Genomic DNA, 20,402 nt, shown 5'->3' with positions numbered 1-20,402 from the left:
TGTGCCGTCCCTCCGCGACCACATCGGCAGTAACGAGAACAGAGGACACAACCCCATGAACAGCATCAACCGTCGCTCCGTCCTGCTCGCCGGGCTGGGAGTCGCCGGCGCGGGCGCGCTTGCCGCGTGCAGCAGCGGAAGCGGCTCCGGCAGTGACGCCGCTCTGATCAACCCTTCCGGCTCGGCGGTCGCCGCCGCCGAGAAGAAGCGCAAGGGCACGGGACGGCAGCAGAAGCTCACCCTGACCGCGGCGCCCGCGATGATCGACCTGGGCGGCGGCGTCATGCCCAAGACCTGGGCCTTCGACGGCCGCACCCCCGGCAAGGAAGTACGGCTCTCCGTCGGTGACACCTTGATCGCCGAACTGTCGAACCAGCTCCCGAACAAGACGGCCACGTCGATCCACTGGCACGGCATCGCGCTGCGCAACGACATGGACGGCGTACCGCCCGCCACCCAGACCGCCGTCCGGGCCGGCTCCACCTTCACCTACCGGTTCGTCGCCGACGCCCCGGGCACATACTTCTTCCACCCGCACGTCGGCGTCCAGCTCGACCGCGGCCTGTACGCGCCGCTGATCGTCGAGGACCCCAAGGAGACCCTCGACTACGACGACGAGTGGGTCGTCCTCCTTGACGACTGGGTCGACGGAGTCAGCGGCACCCCCGACGAGGTCTTCGCCGAGCTGAAGCAGGGCATGGGCGGCATGGACATGGGGGAGAGCCCCAGCCCCAGTTCCAGCGGCATGGAGGGCCACGACATGGGTGACATGGGCGGGATGGACATGGGCGGTGACTCGGCCTCCCCATCCGCCTCCGCCTCGTCCGACTCCGACGGCATGTCGATGAAGTTCATGCTCATGGGCGCCACCAGCAAGCTGCTCGGCGGCGACGCCGGCGACGTGAAGTACCCGCACCACCTGATCAACGGCCGGGTGGCGGCCGACCCGGACGTCTACACCGGCAAGCCCGGCAAGAAGGTGCGGCTGCGCATCATCAATGCCGGTGGCGACACGGCCTACCGGGTCGCCCTCGGCGGTCACAAGCTGACCATCACCCACACCGACGGCTTCCCGGTCCAGCACCAGGAGGTGGACGCGCTGCTCGTCGGCATGGGCGAACGTTACGACGTCCTCGTCACCCTCGAAGACGGCGTCTTCCCGCTCGTCGCCCTGGCCGAGGGCAAGAACGCCAACGGCCTGGCCCTGGTGCGCACGGGCTCGGGGAGCAAGCCGTCCGCGACCGTCCGCCCGAAGGAACTCGACGGCATGATCATGACGGCGTCCCAGCTGCGCGCCGCCGACGAGGTGCGTCTGAAGTCGGCCAAGACCGACGTCACGCACCAGATCAAGCTGACCGGCGGCATGGACAAGTACAACTGGGCCATCAACGGCACGCCGTTCGACATGAAGAATCCAGAGGCGAGCCCCATCGTCATCGAGGAGGGCCAGCGGGTACGGCTGGACTTTGTCAACGACACCGACATGTGGCACCCGATGCACCTGCACGGCCACACCTACCAGCTCGGTGACTCCGGCCCGCGCAAGGACACCGCGATCGTGCTGCCGAAGAAGAAGCTGTCCGTCTTCTTCGACGCCGACAACCCGGGCCAGTGGATGCTGCACTGCCACAACGCCTACCACGGCGAGGCCGGGATGATGGCGAACGTGGCCTACAAGGCCTGACGTTCTCCGTACGTCTCGCGGTCGGGCCCGCCTGCTTTCGGCAGGTCCGACCGAAGCGGCGTACCAGTGGTTCGCGTTGCCGGGCCGGTCAACACCCTGCCCGCGCGTCAGAGCACACGTACTGCACCGGTCGGCGGGTCCCACGAAAGCGGCTTCTCGACGATGCCCGTGGACGGGTTCTCGGCCCCGACGAACTTGCCATCGCCGACGTAGAGCGCCGTGTGGTACGCGTTGCCCGCGCTGCCCCAGTAGAGGATGTCGCCCGGCTGGAGGCTGCTCAGTGAGACCGGAGTACCCACGGTCGACTGGTCCTGCGACACCCTGGGGAGGCTGACGCCCGCCTGCTTGAACGCTGCTTGGAGAAGGCTGGAGCAGTCCCAGGAGTTGGGGCCGGTCGCGCCGAGGACATAGGCGTCGCCGATTTGCGCCCGGGCGAAGGCGATGACCGCCGCCGCCGAACCGCTCGCGGTGGAGGAGGAGGTACTCGGGGCTGTGGTGGTGCCGTCGGCGGACGAGGCCAAAGTGGTCCGCTCGGAGGAGCGCGAGGCGGCGGCCGTCTTGCGTTCGGCCTCGGCTTTCCGCGCGGCTTCAGCCTTCTGCTTGGCCTGGGCGAGGTCCTGCTTCGCCTGCTTGGCGGCCTTGGCGGCGGCCGCGTCACGCTCGGCCTGGAGTTCGTAGTTGGCCGCGGCCTGCTGCGTGGCATCCGCAGATCGTGCGACCTGCGCGGTCAGGTCAGCCGTGAGGGTGGGCAGCTCCAGCGTCTGGGTCGTCGGCTCAGCGGCGTTCGCCGAGGCGGCGGACGCGCCAGCCACCGCCAGCGTGCCGAGGACTCCACCGGCGACCCTGGCTCGCATGGCCATTCGCGACGGGTTGCGGCGGCGTTTCCGGTGGCTTGGTATGTGAGCGGTGTGGGACATGAGAACAACCGGTATCAGGGTCTCCTGCAAATCTTCAAGGAACGTGTGGTGCGCCACATTTGCTCGATTGAGACCCGAATCTCCGGGAGGGCGCCCCCTTATTGACGCCATAACGGGCGTTGCGGACTCCATGCGCAGGCTCACAACTAAGGACCTTCGTTGTTACGTCCGAATTGCACCGCCCACTACCGCCGACCGGAGTTGGTGGCCAATCCCGCCGTCTGTGAGATGCCCTGAGTGTGATGCAGGTCATGAAACAGCCCTGCGTGATGGGTCTTGTGGGGGCTGGAGCCGCCACGCTGCCGGCGCGCCTCTGATGGCACGCGTACCGGGCTATCCACGTCGCCGGTCTGGCGCCCGGAAACGGAACCGCGGGCGTGGATATGCCGCCTCAGTTCTCCGGCTTGCGGGCGGCGCCGATCACGCACGGGGAGCTGGGCGTCGTACGGCCGTTGACGAGGAAGTCGAAGTGGCGTGCGTGCTCGATGGTGAAACCGGCGTCCCTGATGGCCTGTTCAGTGTCCCGGTCGAGGTTGCAGCCGCCGCCCAGCAGCGGCCAGACGATGTTGATCCTGCGCTGCTTGCGGGCGAACCGGGGGTCGGCGGAGCGGATGTGCTCGTAGAAGTACAGGCGCCCGCCGGGCCGCAGCACCCGAGCCGCCTCCGCCAGGGTGGCGGGTACGTCGGCGATGCTGCACAGAACGAGCGAGGCAACGACTCCGTCGACAGAGCCGTCCGCCATCGGCAGTTCTTCCGCCCGCCCCTCGCGCACCTCTATGTGGGTGGGCGAGTCGGCCGCCGCTTGTGTGGCGAGCCCGCGCAGTCGAGGTTCGGGCTCGACGGCGATGACCTTCTCCACTGCGGCGGGGTAGTGGGCGAAGTTCGCACCGGTTCCCGCGCCCACCTCGACGACGCGGCCTTCGGTCTCGGCGAGGAGCTCCTTGCGGTGGTCGAGGCCGCCATGGGCCTCCGCGAAAGCGTTGATACGTGGATAGATCCGGGCGAAGAAAGGGTGCTTCACCTTGGGGCGCTTGGCTGTGGCAGTAGGCATGGAGGCCACTCCTTGTCGGTGAGGTGACACCGTCAGGCTACTACGGCCATGTAGTAGATACTATGCTTGTGTAGTAGGTCGGTTCAGAGGGCGGCGGGCATGCAGCTCAAAGGGGTCGTGGCGACGAGCGCTGCGGAGCCCGCGAGCGCCCAGGTGTAGGCGGCGACCCCGGTGACGGAGGCCGCCACTTGCCACCGACTCGGTGGTGCCGGGCGGGGTGCGCGACCGGCTTCGAGCTGGGTGATCCGGGCGTCGAGCAGCGCGGGGGTGCCCATGGTGCTGGTCGGTGCGGACGGCGCCCAGCCGGGCATGCCGGACACTTTCAGCAGGGCCCCGGCCACAGCCCGGGTGCCGCAGTGGGCGACCGCCCGGCGATCGGCGGTGAGTTCGCGGTCGGCGGCGAAGGTGACCCGCAGATGGCTCAGCAGGGGAACGGTGAAGTGGTGCGCGGCTAGGGCGCCGGCGATCAACGTCCGGAGCGGGTCACGGCCCCGTACGTGCTCGGCCTCGTGGGCCAGGACCGCGTTGAGCTCGTGCTCGGTGGCGGTCGCCACGAGGCCGCCGGTGACCGCTACACGGGGGCGCAACAGGCCGTATGTGAACGCGAACAACGCCTTAGACTCGACCACCGTGACCTGGCCGCCGGCCAGCCCCGCGCGTCTGGCCGCATTCCTGACCTCACAAGCGCCTGCGGCGATGCTGTCGCCGCGAGCACGGACCTCCTCGCTCACGGCTCGCGTCGCACGCAGTCCTTTCCAGAGGTGGACGGTCGACCGCGTGGCGCCGACGACAGAAAGGGTCAATAGCGCGACTCCTGCCCAGGCGGAACCGGATCGTAGAAGATCCGTTCCGCGATGCTCCAACTGCCACGCGAGCGCCATCGTCAGACAGCACGCGACGTAGACCACTGCGGCGCGGATGGTCACGGAGATGGCAACCAGCGTCCAGAAGGCGCGGTTTCCGCGATCGAACGATGCCGCGCCGGTCACGGCGGTTCCCTGAGCAGCCGCAGCAGACGGTCGCGGAGGTCCGGATCGTGGCCGGCCTCGGCGGCGAAGTGGGCGACCGCGGCGTCGCCGTGGTCGCGCAGTACCTCGCGTACGGCGAGGGCGGCCTCGTCCGGGACGGCGGGGGAGTAGGCGTAACCACGGCCCTGCGGGGTGCGGTTGAGGACGCCCTTCTCTGCGAGCCGGCTCATCACGGTCATCACGGTCGTGTACGCGAGCGGCTGGGCTCGATCCGTGCTCAGCTCGTCCAGCACCTGTCGGACGGTCATCGGGTTCGCGGCACCCCAGCAAACCCGCATGACCTCGCCCTCGAGCGCCCCCAGGACCACCGTCATCACCCTCTTGGGATCGTTCCTACTATGCAAGCGTAGTACGCGTTCCTGCAGTTCGGGAATAGGCATTCGAGTCCCTCGACCTCGACTTGTCCACCTAAGAATCTTAGGTACCTAGTAGTATTCGTGATTGTCATTCTTGACGGCAGGCATGCGGGGGCTGTGGCGCTGTTTGGTGCGTTGCTTGCGTCATGTCGTTTCGGGAGGGTGCCCTCGTCCACCCCTTCCCCCCGCTCTCCGGCACGACCTCTTGAGAAGGAAGCGCGTTCATGACCTCCACACCGTCTCGCAATGCGAAGCCGTCGGCAGGCGCCCCCAAGCAGACCAAGGCCGAGCGACGCCAGGCAGCGGCTGAGAGGGCTGCCGAAGTGCGTCGCGCCGAGCAGCGGGCACAGCGACTGCGCTGGGGCGGTGCGGGCCTGGCCCTGGTGGTGGTCACAGCGGGAGGGATCTTCCTGATCACCCGCGGAGGGGATGACGCGAGTGGATCTGCGGCGGGACTGCCCCGGGTGGGCGGGGATCTGCACACCGTGTCCGTCGTCGACGACCGGCTCTTCGTCGGCGGGCACGAGGCGGTCGCCGTCTCCGGCAACGGCGGCCGCACCTGGCGGGACGTGCCTTCGCTGCGCGGCGCGGACGCCATGGGGTGGGCCTCGACATCGGACGCCGTGCTGGTGGGCGGGCATCCGGGGTTGTACCGGTCGACCGACGGCGGGGCGACGTTCACCAAGGTGAGCGGCGCGGGTGCGGTCGGTGACGTGCACGCCATCGGCGGCACCGGCAAGACGGTCTATATCGGTTCCCCCGAGTCCGGCCTGCTCGCCTCCACCGACAGCGGCCAGACCTGGAAGACGGTCAATGCCGAGGCGGGCCGTTCCTTCATGGGCACCATCCTGGTCGACCCGAAGGACCCTCAGCGGCTGATCGCACCCGACATGTCTAGCGGGCTGCAGACCAGCGCCGACGGGGGCAAGACCTGGAAGAGCCTGGGTGGCCCGATGGGCGCGATGGCCGTCGCCTGGAACCCCAAGGACATGAGCCGGATCATCGCCGTCGGGATGGACGGCGCCCAGCTGAGCACCGACGGCGGCAAGGCCTGGAAGCAGGCCAACCTGCCCAACGGCGCCAGCGCGCTCGGCTACGACGCCACCGGCAGCACCCTGTACGCGGGGGCGCTGGACGGCCAGAGTGCCCGCACCTACCGCAGCACCGATGGCGGCATCACCTGGAAGGCCACCTCGTGACGAGGCGCCATGACGAGGGCGACGGCGACCATGCCACCGCTCCGGACGGAACACCCGATCCGGCGGACGACACTGCGACCAGGGCTGACGCCCGACCGGACCGACGCAGGCCGCGCCTGCTGCTGTGGGCGGTGGCGGCAGCCGTGGTGGTCGCCCTGGCCGCCGCGGCAGTGGTGGCCAGGTGGGGCGGGTCCGGTCGCGGCAGCGGATCCTCCACCGTCGCCGAGCCGACTCCCACCGGGTCCTTCGCCACCCCGCCCGCAGCCCAGGTTCGGCCCGTGCATCAAGCCCTCCACGACATCGACGCCACATGCCGTGCCAAGGCCAGAGACGGCGAGCGGACATCGCTCACTCATAACGTCGACACGATCATCGACTTCTCCCGGCGCTATCCCGAGGCCCGCTTCCCGATCGACGACGAGACCGGGAGCACCCTGTCCCTGCTCCTGGTCACCCGGCAGAGCATGCGTGAGTGCGCGCCGGGCCTCGCGATCCGCGTCGACCGGGCGCTGCCGCCCGACTACCGCGACGCCGCCCTGGCGGACTCGTGACGGGGTGTGGTCGCGATCCGGGCGATGGTGGTGGTGGCAGAGGTTCTCTGCAGCGCATCCTCCTCGGGCTCCAGCGCCCCGATCAGATACACCCCGAGCCACTCGCGGATCTCGTGACACCTCGCTATCGGGACTCGGCATGCGGCCTCACCTTCTCTCGTCGCACCCGGCGCGCCGAGCCGAGGCCCAGGTGCCGTCCGGCTACTCCGTGATGCCCTGCCTCAGCTGCTCCCTGCCGCGGAGCCTCCGCGGCGCCGCCGGACGTGGTGCGGTGCACCCGGGAATGTGTGAGAAAGACGGGTGTTCGCGCGCTGCTGTTCGGGAGCCGCTGCCACGGCCGACGAGCACGAGCACTTCAGTAACTAAGAGACTTAGTTAGCTAGGAGATAAGCTGTGCACCCGTTGGGCTGTCCGTGGTGAATCGACGCTCTGGCAGGTCTCGACGGCTGTTCCGTCGAGGGCCCCGGTGACGTAGCTAACGGAAACACCGTAAAAGTCCCCATATCATCACCCGGCCCGTGGCCCGCTGCGCGGGTCTTTCCCGCGCCCGCCGCAGTCAAAGACGAGGAGAACCAGTGGTTCGCTCATCCCTTCTCGGCCCGTCCGCTGACGCCACCGACACCACGCCGGCCGGTCGCCGCCGAATAGGCCGCGCCGGCCGCGTAGCCCTCGTGGCGGCCGGTGCGGCGGGATTCGGTTTCGGCGGGCTGTATGCGGTGGGCCTGCTGGCCGACGACGACGAGGTGCCCGGAGGCACCCGGGTGAGTGGTGTGGACATCGGAGGGATGAGCCGTTCGCAGGCGCGGGAGAAGCTGGACAGTGCCCTCGGTGGAGCCTGGTCGGAGCCGGTGAAGGTACGCATCGGCGACCGCACAATGGCCATCGACGCAGACGGCTTCTCGCTGGACGGCGAGCAGACCGTGGTGGACGCCGCACAAGTGGGGTCCGACCCGGTCACCGTGATCGGGCGCCTGTTCACCAGCGGTGATCGCGAAGTCGAGCCGGTGGTCCGTGTGGACGAGGCGAAGGCCCGAGCCGCGCTTGCGGGGACGGCGAAGGCGCACGCCCGGAAGGTGAGGGAGGGCGGCGTCACGTTTCACGCGGGTGAGCCGGTGTCCGCGAAGCCGGTGCCTGGGCAGTCCCTGGACGTGGAAGGCGCGCTCAAGATTCTCGCCTCGACCGTGCCCGGCCAGGGCGCGGAAGCGATTCGTCTGCCGATACGTACCGCCGAACCCAAGGTCGATGCCGCGGAGGTGAACCGGGCGATGCGTGATTTCGCCACCCCCGCGATGTCGGCCCCGGTCAAGCTCACCACGGGCGGCCGGAAGATCCAGATCAGTCCGGTGACGATCGGTAAGCACCTGACGATGAAGCCGGACGAGGCGAACCAGTTGCAGCCGGTGCTCGACGGCGAGGGGCTCCGGGCTGATCCTGCGGTGTCCGGCCTGCTTGCCTCGGCCACCGACAAGGCGGTCAACGCGAAGCTGCGTCTGGACGGCGGGCGGGCGGTGGTGGCCTCGGACGGCAAGCCCGGGCAGGAGGTCACGGCCCAGGCACTGGAGAAAGCCGTACTGCCGTTGCTGACGAAAACGGGGGCGGCCCGCACTGCGGCCGTGGCCACCGAGAAGGTGTCGCCCGAGCTGACCCGCGACAACGTCGGCCGACTGGGCATCAAGGAGAAGATGTCCACGTTCACGGTCGACTTCGAGCCCGCCGCCTACCGCGTAACGAACATAGGTCGCGCAGCGGAGCTGATCGACGGCTCGGTCGTGCTGCCGGGCAAGACCTGGAGCCTGAACGGCACCGTGGGCGAGCGGACCGAGGCCAACGGCTTTGTGGAAGGCATCATCATCAACAACAACCAGTTCGAGAAGGCGGCCGGGGGAGGCGTCTCCACGGTCGCCACCACGGTCTTCAACGCCGTCTTCTTCGCCGGCGTGAAGCCGGTGGAGTACGGGGCGCACTCGTTCTACATCGAGCGTTACCCGGAGGGCCGGGAGGCGACCGTGGCCTGGGGGAGCCTCGACCTGAGGTTCAGGAACGACTCTGGCAATGCCATCTACATCGATGCGCAGGCCACGGACACTTCCGTCAAGGTCAACTTCCTCGGCACGAAGAAGTACGACTCGGTGGAAGCAGTCAAGGGCCCGCGTACGAATGTGAAGCAGCCGGGGACCCGGGAGGGCTCCGGGGAGAAGTGCGTACCGCAGACCCCGCTCGAAGGCTTCGACGTCGCGGTCGACCGGATCTTCAAGAACGACGGCACGGAGGTCAAGCGGGAGACCTTCAAGACCCGTTACGTGCCCCGCGACGAAGTCACCTGCGCTGGAGAAACCGCTGACTGACCCTTGGCGGTCGCCAGGGCCATGTCCGCTCTGGGTCTTACTGGCTCTAACAAAAGCGGGTTGATCATGTGACTGTCCGCTTGATCGCTCGTTGGTGTGGGCATGGGGAAGCGTCAGTCGCGACCGTGGATCGTGTCGGATGAACTGTGGTCACTCATCGAGCCGTTGCTGCCCGAGTCGCCCCCGAAGCAGGTTGAGGGCAGACCTCGAGTGCCCGATCGTCAAGCCCTGTGCGGGATCTTGTTCGTCCTGCACACCGGCATCCAGTGGGAGTACCTCCCGCAGGAGCTGGGCTTCGGCTCGGGCATGACGTGCTGGAGGCGCCTGGCGGTCTGGAACGAGGCCGGCGTCTGGGACCAGCTGCACCAGTTGCTGTTGAACAAGCTGCGCTCGAAGAACCAGCTGGACTGGTCGCGGGCGGTGATCGACTCCTCCCATGTCCGGGCCGCGCGCAGGGGCCCAAAAGCGGGCCCAGCCCGGTCGACCGCGCACGGCCGGGCAGCAAGCACCACATCATCACCGACGGCCAGGGGATCCCGCTCGCGGTGTCTCTGACCGGTGGAAACCGCAACGATGTCACCCAACTGCTGCCCCTGTTGGACAAGATCCCGGCAGTGGCCGGAGTTGTCGGCCGGCCGCGTCGGCGGCCGGACATGCTCTTCGCCGACCGCGGCTACGACCACGACAAGTACCGACGGCTCTTGCGGCAGCGCGGCATCAGGCCCGCGATCGCCGAGCGTGGCCAGCCGCACGGGACGGGACTGGGCACCTTCCGCTGGGTCGTTGAGCGGACGATCTCCTGGCTGCACGGCTTCCGCCGCTTACGGATCCGCTGGGAACGACGCGACGACATCCACGAGGCCTTCCTCGGACTTGCCGTCTGCCTGATCACCCACCGGCACGTCCAGAGGCTTTGTTAGGGCCAGTTAGTCCTGGCAGGCGATGGCGCAGTGGGCGGTGCCCGCGAGCGCGGCTGCCGGGGCGAGAGCCAGGGCCGGCGGCAGGGCGAGCGCGGCTGCCGCCGCTGCGGCCACTACGAGTGGACAGGTTGTTTCCGTCATACGAGTGAGGCCAGGAGTTCCTGTGCGGAGCGGGTCGGGTTTGCCTGCGGGTATGGGGAATCGGTCGCCCGGCAGGCTCTAAGGGTTCGGCGCGTGACTGGCCCGCCGTACCAACCAGAAGGCCAGCAGTGCTAGGGCCGCACCCAGCGGCAACCCGATCGACAGCAGCAACCAGGCGGACGGCGTGGTGCCCGGGGCGGAGCGCAGCAGGTTGGCGTGTGCCTGCTGGTTGGCCTCCAATACGGCGAGGAGAGCCACTGCGGCCACGACCACGGTGGGGCGATGGGCGATCCGGAGGTTCGGCCACCTCCCCCGCAACCGGCCGGCCGCCTCGCGCACCAGCGCCCCGGCGGCTCCCAGGACGAGCACGAGGCTGAGCGGGTTGTAGCGCCACGCCTCGGCGAAGTCTCCGAGCATCGCCGCGTGAACCCCCCTGGTGGCGCCGCACAGTGGGTCCATCACGCCCGCGTAGTGCGGCGGGCCGTGCAGATCCACCGGCGGCAGCCCGAGAACGGCCAGCAGCCCACCCGACACGAGGCCGACGACCGCCAGCGGCCCGGCCCACCGGTGCCGGTCGTGCTCCTCCCAGACCATCCGGAGGACCGGCCACCGCCGGCGCTCTCTCACTGCCTCACTCATCCCGTCATCTCCTTGCCCGTGGCGTCCGCCGAGAGCCGCCGGCACTCGACGGCCATGAGCTCATTGTGGCTGCGACCGGTGGCTGGTGACGGCTCTGGAGACGTCTTTACGCCTCGCCCGGGAAGGCGGCGAGACGAGCTGCGGTATCGGAAATCCCCCCGGTACCGCAGCGCGGTCGCTCCCTCATGCGGCCGATGTCAGCCTCAGGATCTGAGCCAGCACGTGGGACTGCACTGCGTCGGCGATCGCCGGGTCGTCCGGGGGCGCCGTGCTGCCGGACGGGTGTGCGGTGTGGGCGAGCCAGTCGCGTACGGCGGGTACGGCGGTCAGGTCGTCGCCGCGTACGAGGGCGCCGACGGCGCCGCAGTGCGAGTGGCCGCAGACGACCACGTCAGTGACGCCGAGCACTTCCACGGCGTACTTGATGGTAGCGGCCTCACTGGTCGGCAGCCTCGGGGTGTGCGGGGGGACGATGTTGCCCGCGGTGCACAGCTCGAAGAGCTCGCCCGGGCGGGCGCCGGTGATCAGGGATGGGATGACCCGCGAGTCGGAGCAGGTGATGAACAGGGCCTGCGGGGCCTGGCCCTCGGCCAGGCGGGCGAACTCCTCGGGTCGTACCGCGGTCTTCTGGTGGAAGGACCGGGCGTGGTCGATGAGGGGCTGCATACGAAGTGCCTCCTGGGTGCGCGCCGCGACGGCGCGTCGGTTCTCAGGTGCGTTCAGGTACGGAATGGCACAGTGGCGGGCAGGAGACAGCGTCCGTGGCGCGGCTTGAGGGCGCGAGGGCGCATGGCGGCTGGACGTACGGCGTCAGCCGTCCGGAGTGGCTCTTGCCCGGGGGCTCGATCAGCAGCGGAAGACCTGAACCGCCGCCGGAGACAGGTCCATGACCGGTTTTGACCAGCGCAGTGCGCGGGTGGGCGGCGAGGGCGCCGACGATGCCGCAGCCATCGAGGTGGTCACCGTCGCGACGGCGCAAGCGGGACCGTCCGCGGCATGCTCATCAGCCCGCTGACGGTCCCGGGTCAGAAAGTGCTCGGACGTCTCCTTGGGGGCGTGCGAGTCGTCGCAGATCAGGGCTTCGCCCTGGGACGTCGCCATCGTCTGCTCGTGGGCCGCGCCCAGGGGAGCCGTATGCGTGAACAGCTGAAGGCCGAGCTACACGGCGGCGAGGGTCGCGAACACGGCCTGGACCAACTTGCCTCGTGTCACGGCGTTCAGCTCCTGGTCGTACGTCGTTTCGCGCAGCGTGAGGCTGCGGCGGCGGAGACGATCAGTACCCCGCTAAGGGCATTAGTAAATTAACCGCACTTGCCGACCGCTGTGGTTACGGCGAGGATTCACCCTTGTGGGGGTCGGACTCGGAGCCCGACTTCGCCTCCGCCTCCCGTAGGCGCTGCCGTCTGTCCCGCCAGGCCAGCTCTATGGTCAAGAACACCACTAGGCCAATGACCAGGAAGATCGCGACGATGTTGGCTATGGAGGACCATGAGCTGAACACGCTCTGGTCCTCTTTGATGTCTGATGCCATATGGATGGCGTCGGCGAGGCTGCTCGGGGCGTAGGCGTCGCTGTATCCGGGCATGTCCCCCCTTCGGATCGCGCTTGCGCGGGGTGCGACATCTACGTTACCCGATTTATTCTAAGTGTCTTAGTAGATTGCCTGAGGTCGAGGGCTCCGGTCGTCAGTGGCTGTGGCCGTCGTCGGAGTGCCCCCGACTCGCATCGGGGGAAGCGGTCGGCTCCGAGCTCCCCGACTCCGTAGTTGACGCAGGCGTCTCCTCCTCGGCGTCGTGCTCCTCCGCCTGCTCTTCCGCGCCGTCGCCGTGGCTGTGCCCGCTCTCGCCGGAGGTCTCGGCGAGCCCGTCCGCGATCGCGCGCAGGCCGAAGAAGCTGACGGCCGCGGTGAGGAGGACGGCCAGCCCCACCGGGCCGAAGATGCGGCGCCACGTGGACTGCGTGTCCTTGAGGACGAACGCGATGAAGGAGACGGTTATCCCGAGCGGGACGAGTACGGCACCCCGAGCTGGGAAGTCCTCGAAGTGCTGCAGGCCGCCGCTGAGCATGCCGATGCCGAACGAGAGCAGCAACGACGCCACGATGATGAGGATCGCGCGCGGCAGCGCGGGGCGCTCGGCGGTGAGCAGGAACTCGTTGACCACCGTGGCGACCAGGAACACCAGCACGCCGATGATGGCGATCTTCGTGTACCGGGCGGGGTCCAGCGGGTGGTGCACCACGGCGCCGCTGATCAGGCCCGCGCCGACGAAATACAGCACGTAGCCGATGTAGCGGCCCGCCAGCGGAGCCGGTCTGCGGGCACGGTGACGCTTGCGGGCCCGACGGGCGGCGGCTCGGCCGCCTTCGGGGTTCGGTTGGGGTGTCGACGGTGCGGGGCGGTCGGTGACAAGGGACAAGGGAGGGCCTTTCGGCGACTCGAAGGATTCAGGTGGAGGGGCGATGGCACGGCGGAGCCGGGCAGGGGGCGGTCGCCGGACGCTCGGCCACGACCGAGGGGGCATGAGGTGCCGCATCGACGTCTCGGACGCGGGGGGTTCCTCGTAGCCGGAGAGGCGCCGGTGAAGGACGGCTCGGCAGGCTGAAGGGGGTTTCCGCCTGCCTAAATGCGCAACACGGATGCCGGGTGAAGGGAGCCGATGTCGGGGCTCGCGATGGCGGCGTGCCTCCCGGAGCGCGCCAACAACGCGCAGTGGCAGGTCACTTCGAGAGGTGAGGTGCTCGGGGGAGGTGCGTCGAGGGAGCCGTTCGGCTGGCCCGGTGCGCAGTTGTGCGCGGATTCCACGGACTCGCTGTCCTCGGACTGGCCGTGATCGTGATCCGCGGGGAACTCTGGGCCGTCCGTGGCGACCGCGGCGGCAACACCCGCTTCGAGGTGGCCGGCAGTGCTTTCGCCGTGCAGGCCGTGCGCGAACAGCAAGCTGAGCAGCAATGCCGCGAGCAGCAACAGACGGAGCGGCCGGAGGGCCGCCGTGTGGGCTCGCGGCGTGGCCGCGGCCGTCTGTTGCGTGAGCACAGCGTGATCATAGCCATTCCGGAACAAGGGCGTGTCGTTGCCCCGTTTTCGGCTCCGCGCCACGGCCGGGTCGTCACGCCTTTGGGTTCTGTCCGGGTGGGAATGCCGCGCGCCATTTTATAGACATGATGCATTGACATAGACACACTGTCTCGATAAAGCTCGTGGCCGTCATAGCTCCGACGGCTGTCCGGAGCGCCCGACGCGACGGAAGGACCCCGGCATGCCCGGCCCACTCCGCTATCCCCATCACCTCCACCCCGATTCCGAGGAGCCGCCGACGCCCGACGACCTGTATGCCACCCCGCCGCCCTGGAACATCGGCCGACCGCAGCCTGCCTTTCTCGCCCTCGCCGAAGCGGAGGCGATCCGGGGCCAGGTCCTGGATGTCGGCTGCGGGACCGGCGAACACGTGCTCATGTGCGCCGGCCTCGGTCTGGACGTCACGGGCGTCGACCTCGCCGCCCGGGCCCTGCGTGCCGCCGAGGAGAAGGCGCGCGAGCGGGGCCTGACGGCCCGGTTCCTCAAGCGGAACGCCCTGAGCCTGCCCGACCTGGGGGAGGCCTTCGACACGGTTCTCGACTGCGGGCTCTTTCACATCTTTGGCGATGACGACCGCGCCGCTTACGTCGAGAGCGTGCGGGCTGTGATCCGGCCTGGGGGCCGGTACTACATGCTCTGCTTCAGCGACCGGGAACCCAGCGAGTGGGGGAGGGTGCACAAACTCACCCGCGATCGGATCGAAGCCGCGTTCGCCGAGGGGTGGCGGATCGACTCGGTCGCCCCGGCCACGATCGACATCACCGTCGACCCGAATGGCATCCAGGCGTGGCTCGCTGCCGCGACCAGGATTTGAGCCCCGAGCAGCCCGGAAAGGTAGAACGCCATGCCAACCGATGAAGCCCGCGTCGAGACCGACCGCGCGAGCCGCTACCTCGGCCAACTCTGCCGACACGTCCAGCAGATGGGAGACCACCCCCACTATGGACGGGATGGTGGCGTGCACCGGCCTCCCCAAGTGCACGACGTCGAGTGGTCCGACACCGAGGGGACCGCCCACCTGAGCCTGGGGCTGTGGACCTTGCAGGCCACACCGGATGCGCTCGTGCTGCGTATCGAGGCCGACACCGAGGAGGACCTGCAACGGATGCGGGATCTCATCGCGGACCGCATCGAAACGATCGGTAGGCGCGACCAATTGGCGGTGGCGTGGCAACAGCCTGCGGCGCCCGGGGATCCTTCCGGCGCAGCCGTCCAGCCACACCGGCCGCACCTGATGGCGCACGGTCACGCGGGCAGCGCGACTCGCCGGTGGGGCGTCAAGGCACTCGTTGGAGCGGGGGCGCTGCTTGTGGTGGCGCATCTGGCGCTGGGCGGCTCTGTGTTGGCGGCCTCGCGGTGGTGGGGCTGGGGCGCGGGCGCCGTTGTTGTGGCAGTCGTTTTGGTGAAGGTCGTCGGTATGGGCGGTCTTCTCGCCCACCGCCGCCGGAGGCGGGCTCTATGACGCGGGCGAACGGCCCTGCCCGCCCATCAAGAAGGACCCGCCGCAAGCAAGTTTCTGTGCCGGGTGGGGTTCTAGCCGTCGGCCAGGCGCGCGCCGAAGTCCTGGGACGGTCCATCTTCGGCCCCCCTGCGAGTGGGGGCGCAGCCGGTCGACGGGCGAGGATGATGACCGGCATGCGCATCCGCATCGACGCCGACGACCTGCCCGGCCTCACTCGCCCACCCGCCGACGGCACCGAGCGGGTGTACCGCAATATCCACGCCGCTGTACAACGCCGTGATCGTCCAGCCGATCTCCTCGAACCACAGCCCGGTGACGCCGGCTCCGCGACGTGGACCCCGGAGTGCACCACGACCCCGTCGCCGAGCGGCACAGATGTGCGCGGACCGTACGTGCAGGGCTACCCGGGCCGGCGGTTCGTCTACCTGTCCTGGGGCACCCTCGACGAGGGCGGCACTTTCACGATGTTCCGCCGGGGCAAGCTCATGCTCGACGCCATCCCCGCCGAGATCCTCGATGCGGCCGCACGCAGCGGCCTGCTGGTCGGACGCCTCGGCCTCACCGACGCCCGGGGCACCGCGCTGTGCGCACGGGTCGTGCCGTCACGAATCGCCTGGATCGCCGAACGCACCGCCTAGCGGCGTTCAGAGCCGAAGGCGCGAGGAGGGGCAGGCATGCGATGCGGGGCGTGTCCACCCCGCGCTGCCCCTCGAATCGGCGTTCTGTACCGTGCTCGGCTCCACGAAAGTACTTAGGAGACGTACCCACTTTGCTGGGCGTCGTGGATGGCCATGTCGATGAACCCGAGTGCCTGCGTCCGGCGTTCGAAGGGGCTGCGGTAGAGGGATCTCCCGGAGGTGCCGCACCTGATGCGCAGACACTCCTCGACGATGCGGTGCCAGCTGTCGTCGAACCGCGTGAGCGCGTACTCCCCGGCGCCCTGCTTGGAAGTGATCCTGCCCGAGGCCAGGGTGTAGTGCAGGCGACTGACACTGAGAACACCCCAGGCGGGCCCCCAAGTGCCCAGGCAGGCCAGGCCCAGCGGCGAGGGAAGTCGTGACGCGCGGTGCCACCAGGGCCGCCAGTAGGTGCCCAGGTTCTGGTGCGTCCACGCGGCGAGAGCGGCAGGGTCCGTGTGGATGGCGAAGTCGCCTGGAAGTGGCCCGCGCAGCGCGGCGCCGTGATCGGCCAGGGTGTGCCAGGTCACCAGGTGGCGGTCGCCGCGGGTCGCGCGGCTGAACCGGTGCTCATGGACGTGCGGCCCCGGCACGGCCTGAAGCGGATCGGCGGCGAGGTCTGCCCAGGTGACGTAGGAGCCGTCGAAGTAGGGCCGGGGGTGTGCGTCGGCCAGGCGCGTGTGCGCCCGCTGTACGACGTCGACCTGCTGGTCGTCCAGGGGCGCCGCTGTCACGGCGACGAAGTCGACGTCGCTGGCCCCGGGATGGAAGTCCTGCAGGGCCACCGAGCCCACGAGATACAGCCCCTGAATGAGCCCTGGGGCCTCTATGTCGAGGGCGTGCAGATAGGTCTGGACGACGACATAGACGGAGGAATCCAGAATCATGGCGGCAGAGCCTGCACCTCGGGAGGCGTCGGCGCCAGTACGCATTCCGTGGATCCGCGCCCCCGGCCAGTCGCCCCGGTCAGTCGTCCGCGGTCTGCGGGGTGAGCGCCCGCTTCTCTTCGATGCGGCCGTAGCGCCAGATGAGCAGCGCGGCCGCCCAGGTGACGACGAACAGCAGGACGACTGCGTACCCGACGCTGTTGAGGTCGATGCCGCCGACCCACTCCCAGAAGGCGCCGTGCAGGGAGAGCTTCTCGGCGGCGATCGACAGCAGCTCGACCGTCCCGATGATGAGGGCGGCGGCGACCGACAGTCCCGTGATGGTGATGTTGTAGAAGACCTTGCGGACCGGGTTGGAGAAGGCCCAGGAGTACGCGAAGTTCATGAACGAACCGTCGATCGTGTCGAGCAGGCTCATCCCGGCCGCGAACAGCACCGGCAGACACAGGATCGCGTACCAGGGGATCCCGGCGCCCGCGGCGCCAGCCGCGAGGAAGAGCAGGGATACCTCGGTGGCGGTGTCGAAGCCGAGGCCGAAGAGGAAGCCCAGCGGATACATGTGCCAGGGCTTGCCGACGGCCCGGGTCGCCCGGCCCAGGATCCGGGTCATCACGCCGCCGCCGGCGTTCAGTTGCGCTTCCAGGTCCGCCTCGGTGTGGCCGCCGGAACGCATCCGGCGGAAGACCCGGAGGATCGAGACCAGGGCGACGAGGTTGAAGGCGGCGATGACGTACAGGAAGACGCCGGAGACCGAGGTGCCGATGACGCCGAGCGTCGCGTGCAGGCTGGAGCCGCCGTCCTGCACCGGTCCGGCGAGTGAGCGCACGCCGAGCGCGAAGAACAGGGCGAGCAGGAACACGACCGAGGAGTGGCCGAGCGAGAAGAAAAAGCCGACCGACAGGGGCCGTTGCCCGTCGGAGATCAGTTTGCGGGTGGTGTTGTCGATCGCCGCGATGTGGTCGGCGTCGAAGGCATGCCGCATGCCGAGCACATAAGCGGTGACACCGAGGCCGACGCCGAACGCTCCCTGGCTGCCCATGTCGAAGTGCTGCGGGACGACGATGAGCAGGAGCGTGCCCCAGCCGATGACGTGCAGAGCGAGGATCGCGGCGGCCAGTCCGCCGGCCCGGGCCCATTCGCGCGGAGTGAGTGCTCCCCGTATACGCCGGAGGAGGCCGGGCTGGGGCTGGGGCGCAGCGGTCATGGTGGTGTCCTTGATCGGGTCGTGCTCAGGTCGCAGCCCATTCTCTATGGAGACTAGTAGTCAGATGCAACTTATTAGCAACAACTTGGACGAGGCTGCTGCTCAGTAGATGCGGAGGTGATGAGGGCAGCGGTGCGAGCTCAGTGCCCCGGGTGTCGGTGGCCGTCGTGGTGCCCGTGCCGGTCCTTCTGCCGTCGGTCGTCCGGAACGGAGGGCCCTGTGCGCAGCCCGGACAGGATCACCGTGACGAGCCGGTCGGTCGCCGCTTCGGAGGGCAGGGCGGCGGCGGCCGTCAGGGCGTGAAGGCAGTACGTCGCCAGCTCGTCGGGTGTGACGTCGTCGCGGCAGCTGCCGTCCTCTGCGCCCTGGGCCAGCAGCTCACGGATCATGTCATGGAGCTGCCGCTCTGCCCGGTCGACCCGTTCGTCCCCGTGGAGGAACGCTCCGAGTTCCGTGCCGTGGCGCCCGCGGGTGTGACGTGAGATGTGGGCGAACGTCCGCAGGACCGCCTCGAGTTTTTCGGCGGCCCCGTCGACCTGGTCCCGGACCTCGGCGAGCTGTCCGAGGTGTTCGGTGATCTGGCGGTCGTGCCAGGCGAGCAGGATCGTCTCGACGTCCGAGAAGTACTTGTACAGCGTGGCTCGGCCGATGCCGGCCTGCTCGGCGATCTGCGACATCGTCACCGACCGCACCCCGTGTTCGGCGGCCAGCTCCGCCGTGGTGTTCAGGATCGCGTCGCGCACCGCGCGGCGATGCGCCTCGATCGTCTCGTTCCACAGCTTCGGCACCGGATCAGTGTACGGGGCGGCGATGTCCATACACTCTGCTTGACACCGTAGACACGGTGTCTCGTAAAGTGCGGGGGTCGCCTGTCCGTAAACGAGCACTGAAGGACTCACTCATGGCTGACTCACAATCGCGCCCCGACGCCGACTACGGTTCTGATGTCCCGGCGCATCCCGGCGTGCCCCGCTGGGTGAAGGTGTTCGGTACCGTCGCCGGATCCGCACTGCTGGTGGCGTTCGTGCTCATGCACACGGTCGGTGGCGGAATGGGCGGCCACTGATCGCCATGGCTATGAGTCCACGCCTTCGTAAGCTCGCCCTCACCGCGCACGTGACCTCCTCGGTCGGCTGGCTCGGCGCCGTCGCTGTCTTCGTCGTCCTCGCCGTCGTCGGCCTGACCGGCCAGGACGCCCAGACAGTGCGCGGGGCCTACTTCGCGATGGAGCTGACCGGCTGGTTCGCCCTGGTGCCGCTGAGCTTCGCCTCGCTGCTCACCGGCCTGGTCCAGGCGCTGGGGACCGCATGGGGCCTGTTCCGCCACTACTGGGTCGTGTTCAAGCTGCTGATCAATGTGGTGGCCACCGTGCTGCTGCTGGTGCACATGCGGGTCGTCGGCCACGTCGCCGATGCCGCTGCCCGGGCGACGCTCTCCGGCGGAGACCTCGTGGGTATGAGGATTCAGTTGCTGGCCGACGCCGCCGCGGCTTTGCTCGTACTGGTCGTGGCGGTGGCGCTGTCGGTGTACAAGCCCAAGGGGCTGACCCGGTACGGGTGGCACAGGCAGCACGAGTCGCGGGCTCGGCAGCGGCTTGCCGTCCAGGAGGACCCGGCCGTCGCGGCTTGACGGCCACTGACACCCCCCGGTGGGGAGCCCGGCGGCCACAGAACTCCGCTCAGCCCGTCATTGCGGACTTCTTGCCGGACGGGGTGACGGCGAACCACATCTTGTCCTTGGCCTGGCCGTTCATCTGCCCGGCCTTCGTGTCGCCCATGTATCGGTACAGCGGCCAGCCGCCAAGAGTGAGCTGTTTCATGCCGTCCGAGCGGTCGACCGAGCCGAGGAGGCTCTTCTCGACGCCCATGGTCTGTACGGAGTCCTGGGCCATGACCGGCATCCAGGTCTTCGTGCAGTCGTCGGTGCACATCGACATGGACGGGGTTGCCTGGTCCATGTCGGAGCGGTAGAGCGTCATCCCCTTGTCGTCGGTGACCAGGCTCCCCATGCCCTGGATCTCCTTGGCCATCACCATGGTGGTCGTGGCCATGTCCCCGCTGCCGGAGTCACCGCTTTCGGCCGGTGCGGACGTCGCGGGAGCCGAACTGGCCGTGGCGGCCGGGGCGGCGCTGCCAGGGCTCGTATCGGACGCGTTGTCCGTCGAGGAGCCGCAGGCGGCCAGCAGGAGCGTGGAGGCGAGGCCTGCGGCCGCGGTGAGGACGATGCGTTGCCGGAACACGGAGTTGTCCCTTCGTTGGGAGTCGG

At 68.9% G+C, this 20,402-nt stretch carries 23 protein-coding genes and 2 pseudogenes; 11 read left to right on the top strand and 14 right to left on the bottom strand.

Going from position 1 to position 20,402, the window contains the following annotated elements; all coding sequences use genetic code 11:
* Nucleotides 1–55 precede the first annotated feature (55 nt).
* Entirely contained in the window at nt 56–1,684 is a 1,629-nt protein-coding gene (locus tag OHS71_RS08750) for a multicopper oxidase family protein (RefSeq protein WP_328478521.1), read from the top strand.
* 107 nt (nt 1,685–1,791) lie between these two features.
* Here OHS71_RS08750 and OHS71_RS08745 read toward each other — a convergent pair whose 3' ends face one another.
* The 4 genes from OHS71_RS08745 to OHS71_RS08730 all read right to left on the bottom strand — a co-directional run bounded on the left by OHS71_RS08745 (nt 1,792) and on the right by OHS71_RS08730 (nt 4,994).
* The gene (locus OHS71_RS08745) at nt 1,792–2,601 is read right to left on the bottom strand and encodes a C40 family peptidase (RefSeq protein ID WP_328478519.1); all 810 of its coding nucleotides are present in this window, start codon (nt 2,599–2,601) and stop codon (nt 1,792–1,794) included.
* Between the two features lie 391 nt (nt 2,602–2,992).
* The gene (locus OHS71_RS08740) at nt 2,993–3,652 is read right to left on the bottom strand and encodes a class I SAM-dependent methyltransferase (RefSeq protein WP_328478517.1); all 660 of its coding nucleotides are present in this window, start codon (nt 3,650–3,652) and stop codon (nt 2,993–2,995) included.
* Nucleotides 3,653–3,735: 83 nt separating this feature from the next.
* Nucleotides 3,736–4,641 (bottom strand): M56 family metallopeptidase, encoded by a 906-nt coding sequence (locus tag OHS71_RS08735; protein WP_328478515.1) that lies wholly within the window; start codon nt 4,639–4,641, stop codon nt 3,736–3,738.
* Nucleotides 4,638–4,994 (bottom strand): BlaI/MecI/CopY family transcriptional regulator, encoded by a 357-nt coding sequence (locus tag OHS71_RS08730; RefSeq protein WP_328478513.1) that lies wholly within the window; start codon nt 4,992–4,994, stop codon nt 4,638–4,640. Before OHS71_RS08730 ends, OHS71_RS08735 begins: the two co-directional genes overlap by 4 nt.
* Before the next feature lie 266 nt (nt 4,995–5,260).
* On the opposite strand from OHS71_RS08730, the gene OHS71_RS08725 reads away from it, so the two are divergent.
* From OHS71_RS08725 to OHS71_RS08710, 4 genes and pseudogenes are all read left to right on the top strand, one after another.
* The gene (locus tag OHS71_RS08725) at nt 5,261–6,235 is read left to right on the top strand and encodes a WD40/YVTN/BNR-like repeat-containing protein (RefSeq protein WP_328478511.1); all 975 of its coding nucleotides are present in this window, start codon (nt 5,261–5,263) and stop codon (nt 6,233–6,235) included.
* The gene (locus OHS71_RS08720) at nt 6,232–6,786 is read left to right on the top strand and encodes a hypothetical protein (RefSeq protein ID WP_328478509.1); all 555 of its coding nucleotides are present in this window, start codon (nt 6,232–6,234) and stop codon (nt 6,784–6,786) included. The genes OHS71_RS08725 and OHS71_RS08720 overlap by 4 nt, the downstream gene beginning before the upstream one ends.
* A 575-nt stretch (nt 6,787–7,361) precedes the next feature.
* Nucleotides 7,362–9,131 carry a VanW family protein gene (locus OHS71_RS08715; protein ID WP_443046883.1) on the top strand — a complete coding sequence of 590 codons (1,770 nt, stop codon included), beginning with the start codon at nt 7,362–7,364 and terminating at the stop codon, nt 9,129–9,131.
* Nucleotides 9,132–9,233: 102 nt separating this feature from the next.
* Nucleotides 9,234–10,051: pseudogene (locus OHS71_RS08710) on the top strand (IS5 family transposase).
* Nucleotides 10,052–10,057: 6 nt separating this feature from the next.
* Here OHS71_RS08710 and OHS71_RS08705 read toward each other — a convergent pair.
* The 6 genes and pseudogenes from OHS71_RS08705 to OHS71_RS08680 all read right to left on the bottom strand — a co-directional run bounded on the left by OHS71_RS08705 (nt 10,058) and on the right by OHS71_RS08680 (nt 13,248).
* On the bottom strand, nt 10,058–10,192 hold the full coding sequence (locus OHS71_RS08705) for a hypothetical protein (RefSeq protein ID WP_328478505.1): 135 nt from the start codon (nt 10,190–10,192) through the stop codon (nt 10,058–10,060).
* Between the two features lie 78 nt (nt 10,193–10,270).
* A complete protein-coding gene (locus OHS71_RS08700; protein WP_328478503.1) occupies nt 10,271–10,831 on the bottom strand; it encodes a DUF2752 domain-containing protein in 561 nt (186 codons plus the stop codon).
* 192 nt (nt 10,832–11,023) lie between these two features.
* A pseudogene (locus OHS71_RS08695) lies at nt 11,024–11,497 on the bottom strand (carbonic anhydrase); the annotation flags it as partial.
* 180 nt (nt 11,498–11,677) lie between these two features.
* The gene (locus tag OHS71_RS08690) at nt 11,678–11,932 is read right to left on the bottom strand and encodes a hypothetical protein (protein ID WP_328478501.1); all 255 of its coding nucleotides are present in this window, start codon (nt 11,930–11,932) and stop codon (nt 11,678–11,680) included.
* Nucleotides 11,933–12,158: 226 nt separating this feature from the next.
* Nucleotides 12,159–12,416: a hypothetical protein gene (locus OHS71_RS08685; RefSeq protein WP_328478499.1), complete on the bottom strand. Its 258-nt coding sequence runs from the start codon at nt 12,414–12,416 to the stop codon at nt 12,159–12,161.
* A gap of 100 nt (nt 12,417–12,516) precedes the next feature.
* Nucleotides 12,517–13,248, bottom strand: a complete 732-nt coding sequence (locus tag OHS71_RS08680; RefSeq protein ID WP_328478497.1) for a hypothetical protein — start codon at nt 13,246–13,248, stop codon at nt 12,517–12,519.
* 410 nt (nt 13,249–13,658) lie between these two features.
* Between OHS71_RS08680 and OHS71_RS08675 the strand changes: the two genes are divergently transcribed.
* The 4 genes from OHS71_RS08675 to OHS71_RS08660 all read left to right on the top strand — a co-directional run bounded on the left by OHS71_RS08675 (nt 13,659) and on the right by OHS71_RS08660 (nt 16,007).
* Nucleotides 13,659–13,988, top strand: a complete 330-nt coding sequence (locus OHS71_RS08675; RefSeq protein WP_328478495.1) for a hypothetical protein — start codon at nt 13,659–13,661, stop codon at nt 13,986–13,988.
* Nucleotides 13,989–14,088: 100 nt separating this feature from the next.
* Nucleotides 14,089–14,721 carry a class I SAM-dependent methyltransferase gene (locus OHS71_RS08670; protein ID WP_328478493.1) on the top strand — a complete coding sequence of 211 codons (633 nt, stop codon included), beginning with the start codon at nt 14,089–14,091 and terminating at the stop codon, nt 14,719–14,721.
* Nucleotides 14,722–14,751: 30 nt separating this feature from the next.
* On the top strand, nt 14,752–15,369 hold the full coding sequence (locus tag OHS71_RS08665) for a DUF2218 domain-containing protein (protein WP_328478491.1): 618 nt from the start codon (nt 14,752–14,754) through the stop codon (nt 15,367–15,369).
* A 173-nt stretch (nt 15,370–15,542) separates the two neighbouring features.
* Nucleotides 15,543–16,007, top strand: coding sequence for a DUF5990 family protein (locus OHS71_RS08660; RefSeq protein WP_328478489.1), 465 nt, complete (start codon nt 15,543–15,545; stop codon nt 16,005–16,007).
* Nucleotides 16,008–16,120: 113 nt separating this feature from the next.
* Here the strand turns inward: OHS71_RS08660 and OHS71_RS08655 are convergent, their stop codons facing one another.
* The 3 genes from OHS71_RS08655 to OHS71_RS08645 form a co-directional block, all read right to left on the bottom strand.
* Complete coding sequence (locus OHS71_RS08655) at nt 16,121–16,933, bottom strand: aminoglycoside adenylyltransferase domain-containing protein (protein ID WP_328478487.1); 813 nt, start codon at nt 16,931–16,933, stop codon at nt 16,121–16,123.
* Nucleotides 16,934–17,012: 79 nt separating this feature from the next.
* Nucleotides 17,013–18,137 carry a HoxN/HupN/NixA family nickel/cobalt transporter gene (locus OHS71_RS08650; protein WP_328478485.1) on the bottom strand — a complete coding sequence of 375 codons (1,125 nt, stop codon included), beginning with the start codon at nt 18,135–18,137 and terminating at the stop codon, nt 17,013–17,015.
* Between the two features lie 140 nt (nt 18,138–18,277).
* Nucleotides 18,278–18,925: a TetR/AcrR family transcriptional regulator gene (locus tag OHS71_RS08645; protein WP_328478483.1), complete on the bottom strand. Its 648-nt coding sequence runs from the start codon at nt 18,923–18,925 to the stop codon at nt 18,278–18,280.
* A 113-nt stretch (nt 18,926–19,038) separates the two neighbouring features.
* Between OHS71_RS08645 and OHS71_RS08640 the strand changes: the two genes are divergently transcribed.
* Nucleotides 19,039–19,203 carry a hypothetical protein gene (locus OHS71_RS08640; RefSeq protein WP_328478481.1) on the top strand — a complete coding sequence of 55 codons (165 nt, stop codon included), beginning with the start codon at nt 19,039–19,041 and terminating at the stop codon, nt 19,201–19,203.
* Between the two features lie 11 nt (nt 19,204–19,214).
* Nucleotides 19,215–19,766 (top strand): hypothetical protein, encoded by a 552-nt coding sequence (locus OHS71_RS08635; protein WP_328478479.1) that lies wholly within the window; start codon nt 19,215–19,217, stop codon nt 19,764–19,766.
* A 49-nt stretch (nt 19,767–19,815) separates the two neighbouring features.
* Here OHS71_RS08635 and OHS71_RS08630 read toward each other — a convergent pair whose 3' ends face one another.
* On the bottom strand, nt 19,816–20,376 hold the full coding sequence (locus OHS71_RS08630) for a hypothetical protein (protein WP_328478477.1): 561 nt from the start codon (nt 20,374–20,376) through the stop codon (nt 19,816–19,818).
* Nucleotides 20,377–20,402 lie beyond the last annotated feature (26 nt).

Source organism: Streptomyces sp. NBC_00377, from assembly GCF_036075115.1.
Taxonomy (GTDB): Bacteria; Actinomycetota; Actinomycetes; order Streptomycetales; family Streptomycetaceae; genus Streptomyces.
This window is presented reverse-complemented; position numbering and strand designations above follow the sequence as displayed.